Here is a 13,820-nt window from a genome sequence, read left to right as displayed (position 1 = left end):
GTCGACAGGAGGCTACCTTGGCACACGTCGTAGTGGCGGTGATCGCGGTGTTTTTCGCGGGTATGGGTATTTACGCGTTGGCCGCGCCCGACGCGCTCGTGCGGCCGTTCGGCACCACGCTCGGCGGCGCCGCATCGCGATCGGAAGTGCGTGCCGTGTACGGGGGATTCGGTTTGGCTATGGCCGGCGTGCTGGCGTACGCGACCGTCGAGGGAGGCGCTCTGCGGACGGGCGTGGTGCTCACGGTCGCTGCCGCGCTGGCCGGAATGGCGTTCGGCCGCGTGGTGTCGGCCGTCGTCGATCAGCGAACGTCGTTCTACCCGAACTGGTTCTACCTTCTGGTGGAGGCGATCGCCGCGGCGGCGCTATGGGTGGTTTCGGTGCGCTAGCAATCGCCTGGCGATCAGCAGCGCACCGAGAAAGCTCAGTCGGCGACCGTGAGCCAGTCCTTGAATCCCGACGGGTCATGCCGGCCGAGCGCACCATGCTCGAACAAACCCCAACCCTCGGCGGATCGACCGCCCTCCCGGCACACCGCACGGCCGACGTGATCGATGACCCCGAACATGGCACGGCCGTTTACCGCCGGATCGGTCATGTCGTAGGTGAGGCGTTCGGTGAACTTGTCGCCCTTCCACATGCCGTGCAGCCAGTCCGAGTCGCCGCCGTACCCGCCGCCGATGTGAATGGGGACCGCCAGCTTCGACTCGACCTCGAACACCACGGGCGAGCCGTCCGGTGTGGTCGCTTCGATGGTCGCGCCGTAGGGGATTCGCGTGCCCGAGGTGTAGTGGATCTTGACGCGCGGCCAGCCGAGTTGTTGGACGCGGCCGTCGCGCCAGATCCGCGTGCAGTCGTTGAGGCTGCGGAAGCCGTTCGGCTCCTCCTGGATGATCAGCACGATCCCGTAGTCGTCGAACGCCATCGGCACGTACAGCCACCACATCCCCTCGAACGGCGGATGCGCCGGCCTGCCGGCGGGTTCGGGCTCGCCGATAGGGCGGATGCCCCACGACCGGTCGCGGCTGCCGATCCACACCGACGGGTCGACTTTGATTTCTTCACCGTCGACCGCGATGACGCCGCTCCACGACCCGACCTGTGCAAAACGCTGAGCGTCCAACGTGATTCGGGTTCCGGTGCGCAGCACGTGACGCTGTTCCTGCACCGCGTCGAAGAGGCCGTCCCAGGTGAGGTCGACGGCAATGCCCTCGGTCTCCTCACAGACGATCCGCAGCTTGTGCAGCGGTTCGTTCACCTCGACGCGGTAGCCGAGCACATGCTGGTTGAGCCGGTCGGAGTCGATGCCGTCGGAGAGGTGCACCGCGGTCTGTACGTCGCCCCGTCGCACCAGGACGAATGCGTCCTTGACGCCCAGGTTGGGGTAGTAGCCGATGCCGGTGACCAGAAAGATGTCGCCGGTGCGGTCGTGGGCGTTGAAGTACGAGCGGTCGTAGAAGTTCCGGTCGGACGACCCGGGCCAGGCAATCGGTTGCGGAAGCTGGTGGATGGGGAATTCGTCGGTGGGCCCGAGCATCAGGCATCCTCTCCGATCAGTCGTTTGAGTAGTGAGCCGTGGTAGAACAGCGATTCGACGTCGTCGGGCCGTTCGATCTCGCCGAAGCGCACCCGCCGAGCGCTGGTGCGCATGAACACGCACGCCCAGATCACGCCGGAGTAGACGTAGAACCAGTGCAGGTCGCCGAGTTCGACGCCGGTCAGCGCGGCGTAGGTGGACTTGACGTCGTCCTCGCGCATGAAGTCGGGCAGCCCGGGCAGCCCCGCGAGGCCCGCCAATTCTTGGAAAACGTTGTGCGCGAAGATCATCCAGGCCGCATCCATCTCGCGCGGCCCGAGGGTGGCCATCTCCCAGTCGAGTACGGCCACCGGTCGGTAATCCGAGTACAGCACGTTTCCGACCCGCGAGTCGCCCCACACCAGGACCGGGTCGCTCGCCGCGACGTCGGCAGGCCAGTTTGCCTCGAGCCACTGGAGGGCACGCTCGATCAGCGACGAGCGTCCGATGTCCGGGACGGCGAACTGATACCAGTCCTTGAGCCAGTTCAGGTTGCGCCGCAACGCATTGCGGTCGCTTCCGTCGTCGAGGAATCCGAAGGTGGTCTCCGGTTGCGGGATTGAGTGCAGTTCGGCGATCACGCCGACGGTGTTGTCCTGAAGTTCCCGCTGCCGTTCGGCCGGGGAGTCGGCGAACCAGTTACCGCCGAAGGTGTACGGCATGACATCGGGCGGCACCCGGCCCTCGACGTAGTCCATCAGGAAGAACGGCGTACCGAGCACGTCGCCGCTGTTCTCCAGCCACCGCACCTGCGGCACCGGAACATCGGTCTTCTCCTGAACCAACCGGATCACGTCGAACTGGTGGTCCATCCGGTAGGACGAGAACACCGGGACGTCCTCGGCCGTGGGCGCCACCCGGGCCACCCACTTCTGTTCCTGTGCCTGACCGTCGGCGGTCCAGCGTCCGGTCAGGATGATCGTTTCCGACGACATCCCGTTGGCGTCGACGCCGCTTTCCACGGTGATCTCCGGCGCCGCTCCGCCTGGCAGCACCGTCGAGAGCCACCGCGACATCACACCTGGGAGGGTGCTCAGATCGCGACTCGAATGCTCGAGGCGGTTGACGTCCTCGACAGCCGGTTCACTAGCCACAAGTTCTTCCTTCGACCGAGAATTACGATACGGTAAGTAGCGATATGAAATCAGACGCGTCATCGGTTGACAAGACCTCGGGCGCCGGGAGACCCCGGGATCCGCGTATTGACGCTGCCATACTGCAGGCCACTGCGGATCTGCTTGCCGAAATCGGCTATTCGAACCTCACGATCGCCGCGGTGGCCGAACGGGCGGGCACCACCAAGACCGCCCTGTATCGACGGTGGTCCAGCAAGGCCGAACTCGTCCACGAAGCCGCGTTTCCGGCCGCGCCGACCGCGATCGACACACCGCCGGGCGACATCGCCGCCGACATCCGCGCGATGCTCGCGGCCGCCCGCGACGTGTTCTCCAGCCCAGTGGTGCGCGCGGCGTTGCCCGGCCTGATCTCCGACATGGCCGCCGACGCCGATCTCAACGACCGGGTGATGGACCGGTTCACCGGGGTGTTCGTGGCGGTGCGCAACCGGTTGACCGACGCGGTGCAGCGACGCGAGGTTCATCCCGATGTCGACCCGGACCGGTTGGTGGAGGTGATCGGCGGCGCGACGTTGCTGCGGATGCTGCTGCGGCCCGGCGAGCCGCTCGGCGACGACTGGGTCGAGCAGACCGCCGCAATAGTGGTCCACGGTGTGGTGACATGACAGGCGTGCCCGAGGCGTTTCCAACCGATTGGCGCACCGCGCTCGTGATGGTCCCGCACCCCGACGACCCCGAGTACGGATGCGCCGCGGCAGTGGCGAAGTGGACCGCCGAGGGCAAGACCATCCACTACGTGTTCGCCAGCCGCGGCGAGGCCGGCATCGCCGGGATGGCGCCCGAACAGGCCGGTCCGGTGCGCGAGCAGGAGCAGCTGCGGTCGGCGGCCATCGTCGGTGTGGACGATGTCAGGTTCTGGGACTTTCCCGACAGCGAGATCCGCAACACCGCCGAGCTGCGCGCGAAGGTCGTCGACGCGATCACCGAGTTCGACCCGGACCTGGTGATCAGCATCTACGGCGGTCCCGAGTGGGCGCCGGGCGCGCCGAACCAGCGCGATCACATCGAGTTCGCGACCGCGGTCCTCGACGCGTATGACAGCCTGCCCGACCCGCCGCGCTGGCTGTTCCAGAACGGCCCCGGCGGCACCCACGTCGAGGCTGTCGACGACGGCTGCTTCGAGCGCGCGGTCGCGTCGCTCTCCGAGCACCAGGTCTACCTGTCGGTGCTCGACCCGGATACGCCTGTCGCAGCGCAGGCCCGCAAACAAGTGGAGATGTCGACGCCCCCGCGCGGCGAGTTCGGCGGCCGCACCGTCGAGTTCGTCCTGATGCGTAACCACTAGCGCCAGCCCCCTATAGCGCGAGCGTGCGTGTTTGTACACGACACGCCGCGCCGGGGCAGCACTTTGTGCACGCTCGAGAGCCCATGAGCGTGCGCGACCGTCGAAGTTGGGCGGCGTGTTGCGCAGCAAACACGCCCGCTCGCGCAAAGGGATTCAGCGGTCGATCTGGCGCTTGTTGCGCTCTGACACTGCGCGGAACTGATCGCCCAGCCCCTCGAAATCGCGATGCTGTGCGAACGCGATTCTCTGCTCGGCGGCCAACGCCGGATCGATCACCGCGGCCGCCCCGGTCGTATAGATCTCCTTCAGGCCGAGCATGACCGGTCCGGGCACCTCGGCGATCTGCATGGCCAGTTCGACCGCGCGGTCGAGCAACCGGTCATGCGCGACAACCTCGGTCACCAGCCCGATGTGTTCGGCGCGGGCCGCGTCGATAACCTCGCCGGTCATCGAGAGTCGGCGGGCCATCGCGAGCCCGACCACCTGGGGGAGGCGGGCAGTCATGCCGCCGCCGGGCAGAATGCCGACCCGGGCGTGGGTGTCGGCGAACACGGCGCGCTCGGAGGCCACGAGGAAGTCGCAGCCGAGCGCCATCTCCAGACCTCCCGTGAACGTCGCGCCGTTGATCGCCCCGATGATCGGCGTGCGCATGTTGCCGGTCGCGGCGATGCAGCTCTGGGAGCGGAACTCCTCGAAATAGCTCAGGCCGTCGCGCTGCGCCTCCTTGAGGTCCACGCCGGCGCAGAAGGCAGGGTCTGCACCGGTGAGCACCACCGCGCCGACGGACTCGTCGGCGTCGGCCTCGGTCAACGCGGTATATGCGGCCTTGATCAGGCCGCGACTCAACGCGTTTTGCGCCTCGGGCCGGTTGAGGGTCAGGACCCGCACCGGGCCGTGATCGACGACGAGGACAAGGGCATCGGTCATGCACCGAATCTAAAGCGTGTCGAACAACTCTGGTGAGTGTTCGGCACCGCCCTTCTCGGGCGTCTTCGGTTCAGGCCGCGGGCGAGGTGTGAACGTCGGTTCCCGCGTCTTTCGGGCTGGTTTCACCAACATAAGAGTGTTGGCCAGAGCCGTCCCGTCGGCGGGCATTGGTGGCCCGGCCTCCTGCTTGGGGGTCCGGGGATCGATGAAGGTCATGGCTGTGGCCCCAGCGGGCCAGATTCGTCGCAGCGTTGGTGTCCCGGTCGGCGCAATACCCGCAACCGCAGGTGAACACCCGATCGGCCAGCGTCATGTCATTCTTGACCGCCCCGCATTGGGGACACAGGCGAGTCGAGGGATACCAGCGGTCGGCTTCCATGACCTCGCCGCCGCGCCACGCCTGCTTGTAGCGCAGCAGGCGGGCAAACTCCGACCAGCCCGCGTCCGAGATCGCCCGAGCCAGCCGATGGTTGGCCAGCATGCCCGCCACGTTGAGATCTTCGATGACGAGCCGGTCGTGGGTCTTGACCAGCTCGCCTGATACCTGGTGCAGGAAATGGCGTCGAATGTTGGCGACACGGTGATGATGCCTGCCCAGCCGGGCGGCGGCATGCTTGCGGTGGTGTGATCCTTTCTGCTTGCGGGACAACGACTTGGCTAGCCGTCGCTGCTGTTTGAGCCCAGCAGCCAGCGCTTTGGGCGCATCGCGGATGCGGGCGACTTCGGTGCCGTCGCTGGTGGCGGCGACCAGGAACGTCGATAGGCCGCGGTCCACACCCACCCAACCGTCGGCGTCGTCGGCGCGAGTCGGGTGCTGCTGGCGTGGGTGCAAGTCGGCGGCCTCGACATTCAACGCACACCACCACCGGCCGCCGCGATAGCTGATCGTGGCGAACAAGATTTTCGCCCGATCTTTGGCGATCATCCGCCGCAGATCGCGGGTGTCGTCATGCACCGAGATAAGACCGATGCCGGGCAGTGTGACCGACCGAGGCCGGTTGCCATCGCCGACACGGATCGCCGGCGGTTTACCCTTGGAATGCTTGTTGCGCAACCGAAGCGAGGCGCTAGCGCCGGTCTTCTTCTTGAAACGGGGGAAGCCGACACGGCGGCCCGATCGCTTGCCCGAGCGCGAATCCGACCACGCTTTGAGGCCGTTGCCCAGGTCGACGGCAGCTTCCTCGAACACCTGCTGACAGACCTCACGCCGCCAGGACAGGCCTGTCACCGCCACCTCGACGCCGCCGTGGGCATCGACGGCGAAGACTCGGCCGGCAGCCTCGCTCTTCTTCCACGCGTTGAACGCATTGATCAGGTCAAAACCGGTCCACGGCACCTCCACGCCCGGATCGGTGCGACGCTGTGTCAGCGTGGTTTTCACGATCTGCAAGCACTGGTTGAACGCGAACCGCGAGGCTCCGGCGTGCCGGGCCAGCACCGCACACTGCTCGACCGTCGGATCGAGACAGAACCGGAATGTGGTGTGCCGCGCCATCAAAGATCAGCGTCTCATGAGACACCGACAGCGCCCTGGCCGGCGCAGACTGTCGGCGCCATCACTGTCAATAGTCATGTGACCCGAAACCAGGTCAGCGGCGCCGACGATACCGCTCCGATCTGTCCGACAGACACCGCGTGGAAGCGCACCGTCCGCTTCCTTGTCCCGACGCATCGCATGGGCGGGCGGACCTGCCCCGCGGCACCGGTGGCGCGAATACCTCGACGCCATGCTGTGCAGCTAGTTGTTCGACAGGATCTAGCGTTCGGCCGTCCGAGCGACTACATTCAATTACGAAACGGAAGCGTAAAGGAAATGCAGCGATGAATGATCCCGACGTCCTCGTGGTGGGGGCAGGGCCCACCGGTTTGGCCGTGGCCTGCGGCCTGCTGTTACAAGGTGTCCGTGTTCAGGTGATCGACAAAGCGGTCGCACCGGCCACCACGTCGCGGGCGAACTTCCTGCACGCTCGCGGGTCCGAAGTACTGGACCGCCTCGGCGCACTCGGTGATCTGCCCGAGCGGTCGGTGCGGGCGATGAGCATCCTGACGTATCTTGGTGACAAGCCGATCATGCGCATCCGGTTCGGCGACCCCGGCATGCATACCGCGGCACCGCCGATGGTGATTTCCCAGGCCGCCGTCGAGGGTGCGCTGCGGGACCGGCTCGCTGCGCTCGGCGGCGAAATCCACTGGGGCACAGCCTTGGCCGACGTGCGCCAGGAGCCGGATGCGGTCACGGCGGTCACTGATACCGGGGACACCATCGGGGCCCGCTGGTTGATCGGCTGCGACGGTGCAGCCAGCGTCGCGCGGAGTGCGGCCGGCATCGACTTCCCCGGAGTCCGGCTCACCGAACGTTTCCTGCTCGCCGACCTGCGTATCGGCTGGGACCTCGATCGGTCGGGCACCACCGGTTGGATACACCAGGACGGGATGATCGGAGCGATGCCGATGCCCGGTGGGCTGTGGCGCATCATCGCCTACGATCCGGATGCGCAACCGAAAAAACCCACACAGCAAGAGATTCTCGCGCGGTTGGAGCGCATCATCCCGGAGCGCACCGGCCGCTCGGCTCCCATAGAAGAGTCCGAGTGGTTGTCGATGTTCACCGTGCATCGCCGGCTGGCAACGACATACCGGCGTGGTCGGGTGCTGATCGCCGGCGACGCCGCGCACACTCATGCACCTTTCGGCGGTCAGGGAATGCTGACCGGCCTCGGTGACGCCGAGAACCTCGCATGGAAACTCGCGCTCGTCACCGCCGGTCGCGCCGACGAGAAGCTGCTGAACACGTATGAAGCCGAACGCCGTCCGCTTGCCACCGAAGTGTTGCGCGGCACCAGCGCGGTGACCAAAGTGAATGTGGCGCAGAGCAGAATCGGTCGATTGATCCGCGACCGCGTGGTGGTTCCGGTGATGAACCTGCCAGCTTTGCAACGTTGGGTGACGTACCGGACGTCGCAGTTGTGGGTGACGTACCGTCACGGACCGTTGGCGCGCCGATCGCTGCCGTGCCGGGGGCTGCGCCCGGGCGACCGGGTGCCCGGGGTGTCCGGCGCCGAATTGCACGGGCGGTGGGGGCTTCTGGGGGCCGATGATGACCTCACCGCGATCGCGATCAATCACCTCGGTGCTGACAGCATTTCGTTGATCGACCGACGCATCGACGGTGACGCGTTGCTCGTCCGACCCGACGGCCATCTCGCGTGGCGCGGCCGCCGACAGAAAGCATTGCGCCAGTGGCTGACTCGTGCGCTCACGACAGGGACCGTGCGATGACCGCACCGAGCCGCGGCCGGCCGCGGAGCCAGGAGCTCGACGCCGCGATCGTGGCGGCGGCACTCGAGATGTTCATCGAACACGGAATCGCCGGTATGAGCATCGAGCAGGTGGCCAAACGTGCCGGCGTCGGCAAGCCGACCGTCTACCGGCGATGGTCAGGCAAGGAACCACTTGTCGCCGACGCGATCGAGGCGCACGTGAGCACCGATGTGCAGTGGCCGACCCCGGAGGAGATTGCGGCGACACCTCCTGCGGTCTTCGTCCGACGCAACATCGCCGGCGCGGCGCGGACCGCGACCGACCCTCGGTTCCGGGCGCTGGTGGCGCAGATCTACGGCTCTGCGGTGACGCATCCGCAGTTGATGCAGACGTATTGGGACCGGTACATCACGCCGCGCCGCAACCTCACCATCGCCATGCTGGAACGTGCTCAGCGGGACGGCGCCGTCGCCGAGGACGCCGATCTCGACGTTCTCGTCGACATGCTGGCCGGCGCCGTGACATACCGGGTGTTGCAACCGAATCCGCCGACCGAGAGGCAGATGCGACGCTACCTGGAAGCCGCCTACCGTCAGGTCGGTCTGCTCCCCGCCAGCTAACGCAGGAACTGGTTCGCGTTGTTCGCCAGATCCAGCAGTGGCTGCGGCAGCGCGCCGAGCGCGAACGTGACCGCCGCCGTCGCGGTGACGACCGTCGTGCTCAACAGGCTTGGCACTACCACCGTCGGCGCGTCATCGGGCGGCTCGGTGAAGAACATCAACACGATGACCCGCACGTAGAAGTATGCGGCGATCGCGCTCGCGACGACGCCGACGACCACCAACGCGATCGCGCCGCCCTCGCCCGCGGCCTTGAAGACCGCGAACTTGCTGACGAAGCCGCTGGTCAGCGGAATGCCCGCGAAAGCGAGTAAGAACAGGGAAAAGACAATTCCGACAACGGGATACCGCCGGCCCAGACCCGCCCACCGGGCCATGGCGGTGTCCTCCTCGCCGGCCGCGTCACGGACCAGGCCGACGACCGCGAACGCCCCGACGGTGCTGAACCCGTACGCGAAAAGATAGAACAGTGTTGACGATAGCCCCGCCTCGCTTCCACCGATCAACCCGGTGAGCATGAAACCGGTATGCGACACCGCGGAATAGGCCAACATCCGCTTGACGTCCGCCTGGGTCACCGCGGCCACGGTGGCGATCACCATCGTGAGGATGGCGATCGCCCACAGCACCGGAAGCCAGTCGTCGCGAAGTCCGGGGAGCGCAACGTAGAACACCCGCAGCATCGCGCCGAACGCGGCGATCTTCGTCGCAGCCGCCATGAACGCCGTGATCGGGGTCGGCGCCCCTTGATACACGTCGGGGATCCAGGAGTGGAAGGGCACCGCGCCGACCTTGAACAGCACGCCGACCAGCAGCAGTCCCGTGCCGATCAACGCCAGCGAGGTCTTACCCGATCCCGCGGCGACGGCCTCGGCGATGCCGTCCAGGTTCAGTGTCCCCGCATACCCGTACAGCATCGCGACGCCGTAGAGGAAGAACGCCGACGAGAAGGCGCCCAGCAGAAAGTATTTCAACGCCGCCTCTTGCGACAGCAGGCGACGCTTGCGCGCCAGCCCGCACAGCAGGTACAGGGGCAACGACAGCACTTCGAGGGCGATGAACATCGTCAAGAGGTCGTCGGCGGCGGGGAACAACAACATGCCGCCGACCGCGAACATCGTCAGCGGGAAGACCTCGGTCTGGATGACGCCGGCCTTGGTGGCCAACTGCTCGGCGACGCTGCCGGGCACCGCGGATGCCTGGGGCGTGAAGCCGTCCAGGCCGCGTGTGCCGCCGTCCGCGTCGACGTTCGCGCCGACCTGCCGTTCGGCGATCAGCAGAACGCCCAGCACGCCGACGAGCAGGATCGTGCCCTGCAGGAACAGCGCGGGAGCGTCGACGACGACCGCGCCCATCACCGCCGAACGGCCGACGGCGCCGTGCAGGTCGCGCGCGAGCATCACCACGGCCACCAGGGCCGCCGCCAGGCCGCCGAAGCAGAGCAGCAGTTGGCTGGCGTAGCGGCGTTGCCGCGGCAGGAACGCTTCGACGAGGACCCCGGCGATCGCGACCCCGAAGATGATCAACATCGGGGACAACAGGCCGTATTCGACGGTCGGCGGAGTGAGGGTCATGGTGTCGGCCCTTCCGCGAGTCTGGGTGCAGGGTCAGGCTGGTCGATCGTGGTCAAGGTGTGGTCGACCGCGGGATTGATGACGTCGAGTGCGGGTTTCGGATACACCCCCAACACGAGCAGCAAGGCGATCAGCGGTGTGACGACGACGAGTTCGCGCGGCACCAGGTCGCGCACCCGGGCGTTGCCGTCGGTGACCGGTCCCGTCATCATCCGCTGGTACATCCACAGGATGTAGATGGCCGACAGCACCAGTGCGGTCGACGCGAACACCGCGAGCACCGGGAAGCGGGTGAACGTGCCGATGAGCACCAGGAATTCGCTGATGAACGGCGCCAGGCCCGGAAGTGACAGCGTCGCCAGCCCGGCGAACAGGAAGGTGCCGGCCATCACCGGCGCCACCTTCTGCACGCCTCCGTAGTCGTTGATCAAACGAGTTCCCCTGCGTGACACCAGGAATCCCGCGATCAGGAACAGGGCCGCCGTCGACAGACCGTGGTTGACCATGTACAGCGTCGAGCCGGACTGGCCCTGGCTGGTCATCACGAAGATGCCCAGGATGATGAATCCGAAGTGGGAGATCGACGTGTAGGCGATCAACCGCATGACGTCGGTCTGCCCGATCGCGAGGATCGCGCCGTAGACGATTCCGATCACCGCCAGCGTCACCACCAGCGGCTGGAAATACGTTGACGCGTCGGGGAACAACTGCAGGCAGTAGCGCAGCATCCCGAACGTGCCGACCTTGTCCATGACCGCCATCATCAGCACCGCGCTGGCCGGCGTCGCCTCGACCGCGGCGTCGGGCAGCCAGCGGTGAAACGGCCACAGCGGCGCCTTGACCGCGAACGCGAACATGAAGCCGAGGAACAGCACGTTCATCACGGCGGGGTTGACGACGAACTCGCCGCTGGATACAGCGGCCACGATCTCGCGGAAGTCGAATGTGCCGGCAGCGAAGGCGTCGCTCGCGCCGGTGACCACGTACAGTCCGATCACCGCGGCCAGCATGATCAGGCCGCCGAACAGGTTGTACAGCAGGAATTTCACCGCGGCTTTGGACCGGTTCTCGCCGCCGAATCCGCCGATGAGGAAGTACATCGGGATCAGCATCGCTTCGAAGAACACGTAGAACAGCAGGATGTCGAGTGAGACCAGCGACATCAGCACCATGCCCTCGACGGCCAGCGTCAACGCGAGATAGGTCTGTACCGACCGTCCCCGCAGGCCCGTGCGGGTGTCTGCGTCGTTCCATCCGGCGATGATCAGCAGCGGCACCAGCACCGCGGTGAGCACCACGATCGCCATCGCGATGCCGTCGACGCCGAGGATGTAGCCGGTGCCGAAAGACGGGATCCACCGGTGCGATTCGACGAACTGATACTGCTCACCGCCCGGTTGGAACCGCACCGCGAGCAGTGCGGTGATCGCCAGCACCGCGATCGAGACGGCCAACGCGAACCACTTGGCCAGTACCCGCTGCGCGGCCGGCAGCAGGATCACCAGCGCAGCGCCGACGGTCGGGGTCGCCCACAGCACGGTCAGCCACGGGAAGTTGTTCACCACAGCTGCACCGCCAGCATCGCCGCGACCATCAGAACCGCACCTCCGAGCATCGAGAGCGCATAGGAGCGGGCGTAACCGGTCTGCAACCGGCGCAACCCGTCGGACACGCGGCTGACCAGACCGGCGAGCCCGCTGGCGGCGCCGTCGACCGCCTCGTCGTCGATCTCGACGAGCCCTCGGGTCAGCAGCTGACCGGGCCGCATCAGCGCATGTTCGTTGAATGCGTCCCCGTACAGATCTCTGCGGGCCGCGACGGTGAGCGCCGATCCGGCCGGGACCCGTTCGGGCACAGGCTTGGCGGCATACATCCGGTAGGCAATGGCGATGCCGATTGCGACGACCGCCAGGATCACCGTCGTCACCACCCACACTGGCGCGACGTGGTGAATCTCATGCGCGCCGACCACCGGCTCCAGCCAATGCTCGAGCGTGCCGCCGATCGCGAACGCCGCGCCGGAGCCGACGGATCCGATGGCCAGCAGGATCATCGGCCACGTCATCACTGCCGGTGCCTCGTGCGGATGCGTATCTGGTGCCCAACGCTTTTCCCCGAAGAATGTCATCAGCATCACCCTGGTCATGTAGAACGCGGTGATGCCGGCGCCCAGGATCGCCGCGCCGCCGAGGATGAAACCCTTGACACCGCCGGCACCCAACGCCGCTTCGATGATGCCGTCCTTGGAGAAGAAGCCGGCCAGCGGCGGCACTCCGATGATCGCGAGGTAGCCGAGGCCGAACGTGGCGAAGGTGATCGGCAGCGCCTTACGCAGGCCGCCGTAGCGGCGCATGTCGACCTCGTCGTTCATCGCGTGCATCACCGATCCGGCGCCCAGGAACAAACCGGCCTTGAAGAAGCCGTGGGTCAGCAGGTGCATGATCGCGAATGCGTAGCCGATCGGGCCGAGCCCCGCCGCCAGCACCATGTAACCGATCTGCGACATCGTCGACGCCGCAAGGGCTTTCTTGATGTCGTCTTTCGCGCAGCCGATGATCGCGCCGAACAGCAGGGTGACCGTCCCGACGATCACCACACCCAACTGTGCGTTCGGCGCGAGGTCGAACACCGGGCCTGAGCGCACGATCAGGTAGACGCCCGCGGTCACCATGGTGGCGGCGTGGATGAGCGCCGACACCGGCGTCGGACCCTCCATGGCGTCGCCCAGCCACGACTGCAGCGGCACCTGCGCCGACTTCCCGCACGCGGCCAGCAACAGCAGCAGCCCGATCGCGGTGAGCACCCCTTCGCCGGCTGCGGGGGCGGCGGCGAACACGCCGGCATACGAGATCGACCCGATGTAGGCGAACATCACCATCATCGCAATGGCCAGGCCCATGTCGCCGACGCGGTTGACGACGAATGCCTTCTTGGCCGCCGTGGCCGCCGACGGTTTGTGGGCCCAGAAGCCGATCAACAGATAGGACGCCAAACCGACGCCCTCCCAGCCGATGTAGAGCCCGAGGTAGTTGTCGGCGAGCACCAGCAGCAGCATCGCCGACAGGAACAGGTTGAGGTACCCAAAGAAGCGGCGTCGCCCGGGATCGTCGGCCATATACCCGATGGAGTAGATGTGGATGAGCGAGCCGACGCCGGTGATCAGCAGCACGAAGCACATGGACAGCTGGTCGAGTTGCATGCCGAAGTCGACCTGCAGCCCGCCGACCGGCACCCAGGAGAACAGCACCTCGTGAACCGTGCGGTGCTCGGCGTCGCGGCCCAGCATGTCGGTGAACAACACGACGCCGACGACGAAGGAGGCGATCGCGGCGGCAGAGCCCAGCAGGTGGCCCCAGGTGTCGGTGCGGCGTCCGCCCAGCAGCAGGATTGCGGCACCGGCCAGCGGCAGCGCGATGGTCAGCCAAACAGGAATCGTCATCG

12 protein-coding genes are annotated in these 13,820 nt (G+C 66.6%); 5 read left to right on the top strand and 7 right to left on the bottom strand.

Features of this window, described 5'->3' with window-relative positions; all coding sequences use genetic code 11:
* The first annotated feature begins 17 nt into the window (after positions 1 to 17).
* On the top strand, positions 18 to 389 hold the full coding sequence (locus G6N18_RS09660) for a DUF4345 family protein (RefSeq protein ID WP_234783633.1): 372 nt from the start codon (positions 18 to 20) through the stop codon (positions 387 to 389).
* Between the two features lie 35 nt (positions 390 to 424).
* Here the strand turns inward: G6N18_RS09660 and G6N18_RS09655 are convergent, their stop codons facing one another.
* Both G6N18_RS09655 and G6N18_RS09650 read right to left on the bottom strand, forming a co-directional pair.
* Entirely contained in the window at positions 425 to 1,537 is a 1,113-nt protein-coding gene (locus tag G6N18_RS09655) for an Rv3169 family protein (RefSeq protein WP_083006368.1), read from the bottom strand.
* Entirely contained in the window at positions 1,537 to 2,670 is a 1,134-nt protein-coding gene (locus G6N18_RS09650) for a phosphotransferase family protein (RefSeq protein WP_083006366.1), read from the bottom strand. Before G6N18_RS09650 ends, G6N18_RS09655 begins: the two co-directional genes overlap by 1 nt.
* Before the next feature lie 44 nt (positions 2,671 to 2,714).
* Here G6N18_RS09650 and G6N18_RS09645 point away from each other — a divergent pair, with 44 nt between their 5' ends.
* Positions 2,715 to 3,317, top strand: coding sequence for a TetR/AcrR family transcriptional regulator (locus tag G6N18_RS09645; protein WP_067220052.1), 603 nt, complete (start codon positions 2,715 to 2,717; stop codon positions 3,315 to 3,317).
* Positions 3,314 to 3,997, top strand: coding sequence for a PIG-L deacetylase family protein (locus G6N18_RS09640; protein WP_083006364.1), 684 nt, complete (start codon positions 3,314 to 3,316; stop codon positions 3,995 to 3,997). The genes G6N18_RS09645 and G6N18_RS09640 overlap by 4 nt, the downstream gene beginning before the upstream one ends.
* A gap of 153 nt (positions 3,998 to 4,150) precedes the next feature.
* On the opposite strand, the gene G6N18_RS09635 is transcribed toward G6N18_RS09640, so the two are convergent.
* Together G6N18_RS09635 and G6N18_RS09630 are read right to left on the bottom strand one after the other, a co-directional pair.
* Positions 4,151 to 4,924 carry an enoyl-CoA hydratase gene (locus tag G6N18_RS09635; protein ID WP_083006363.1) on the bottom strand — a complete coding sequence of 258 codons (774 nt, stop codon included), beginning with the start codon at positions 4,922 to 4,924 and terminating at the stop codon, positions 4,151 to 4,153.
* 70 nt (positions 4,925 to 4,994) lie between these two features.
* Entirely contained in the window at positions 4,995 to 6,419 is a 1,425-nt protein-coding gene (locus G6N18_RS09630; protein ID WP_083006361.1) for an RNA-guided endonuclease TnpB family protein, read from the bottom strand.
* 326 nt (positions 6,420 to 6,745) lie between these two features.
* Here G6N18_RS09630 and G6N18_RS09625 point away from each other — a divergent pair, with 326 nt between their 5' ends.
* Both G6N18_RS09625 and G6N18_RS09620 read left to right on the top strand, forming a co-directional pair.
* On the top strand, positions 6,746 to 8,203 hold the full coding sequence (locus tag G6N18_RS09625) for an FAD-dependent oxidoreductase (RefSeq protein WP_083006358.1): 1,458 nt from the start codon (positions 6,746 to 6,748) through the stop codon (positions 8,201 to 8,203).
* Positions 8,200 to 8,805: a TetR/AcrR family transcriptional regulator gene (locus G6N18_RS09620; RefSeq protein ID WP_083006356.1), complete on the top strand. Its 606-nt coding sequence runs from the start codon at positions 8,200 to 8,202 to the stop codon at positions 8,803 to 8,805. The genes G6N18_RS09625 and G6N18_RS09620 overlap by 4 nt, the downstream gene beginning before the upstream one ends.
* Here G6N18_RS09620 and nuoN read toward each other — a convergent pair.
* The 3 genes from nuoN to nuoL are packed head-to-tail and all read right to left on the bottom strand — an operon-like array spanning position 8,802 to position 13,818.
* Positions 8,802 to 10,379 carry an NADH-quinone oxidoreductase subunit NuoN gene (gene nuoN, locus G6N18_RS09615; RefSeq protein WP_067220066.1) on the bottom strand — a complete coding sequence of 526 codons (1,578 nt, stop codon included), beginning with the start codon at positions 10,377 to 10,379 and terminating at the stop codon, positions 8,802 to 8,804. The two genes, G6N18_RS09620 and nuoN, sit on opposite strands and share 4 nt — an antisense overlap.
* The gene (locus tag G6N18_RS09610) at positions 10,376 to 11,944 is read right to left on the bottom strand and encodes an NADH-quinone oxidoreductase subunit M (RefSeq protein WP_083006354.1); all 1,569 of its coding nucleotides are present in this window, start codon (positions 11,942 to 11,944) and stop codon (positions 10,376 to 10,378) included. The genes nuoN and G6N18_RS09610 overlap by 4 nt, the downstream gene beginning before the upstream one ends.
* A complete protein-coding gene (nuoL, locus tag G6N18_RS09605; RefSeq protein ID WP_083006352.1) occupies positions 11,938 to 13,818 on the bottom strand; it encodes an NADH-quinone oxidoreductase subunit L in 1,881 nt (626 codons plus the stop codon). Before nuoL ends, G6N18_RS09610 begins: the two co-directional genes overlap by 7 nt.
* Positions 13,819 to 13,820 lie beyond the last annotated feature (2 nt).

The sequence above is a fragment of the Mycolicibacterium celeriflavum genome (genome assembly GCF_010731795.1).
GTDB lineage: Bacteria > Actinomycetota > Actinomycetes > Mycobacteriales > Mycobacteriaceae > Mycobacterium > Mycobacterium celeriflavum.
The sequence above is the reverse complement of the archived record's forward strand: the minus strand, read 5'-3'. Positions and strand labels throughout refer to the sequence as shown.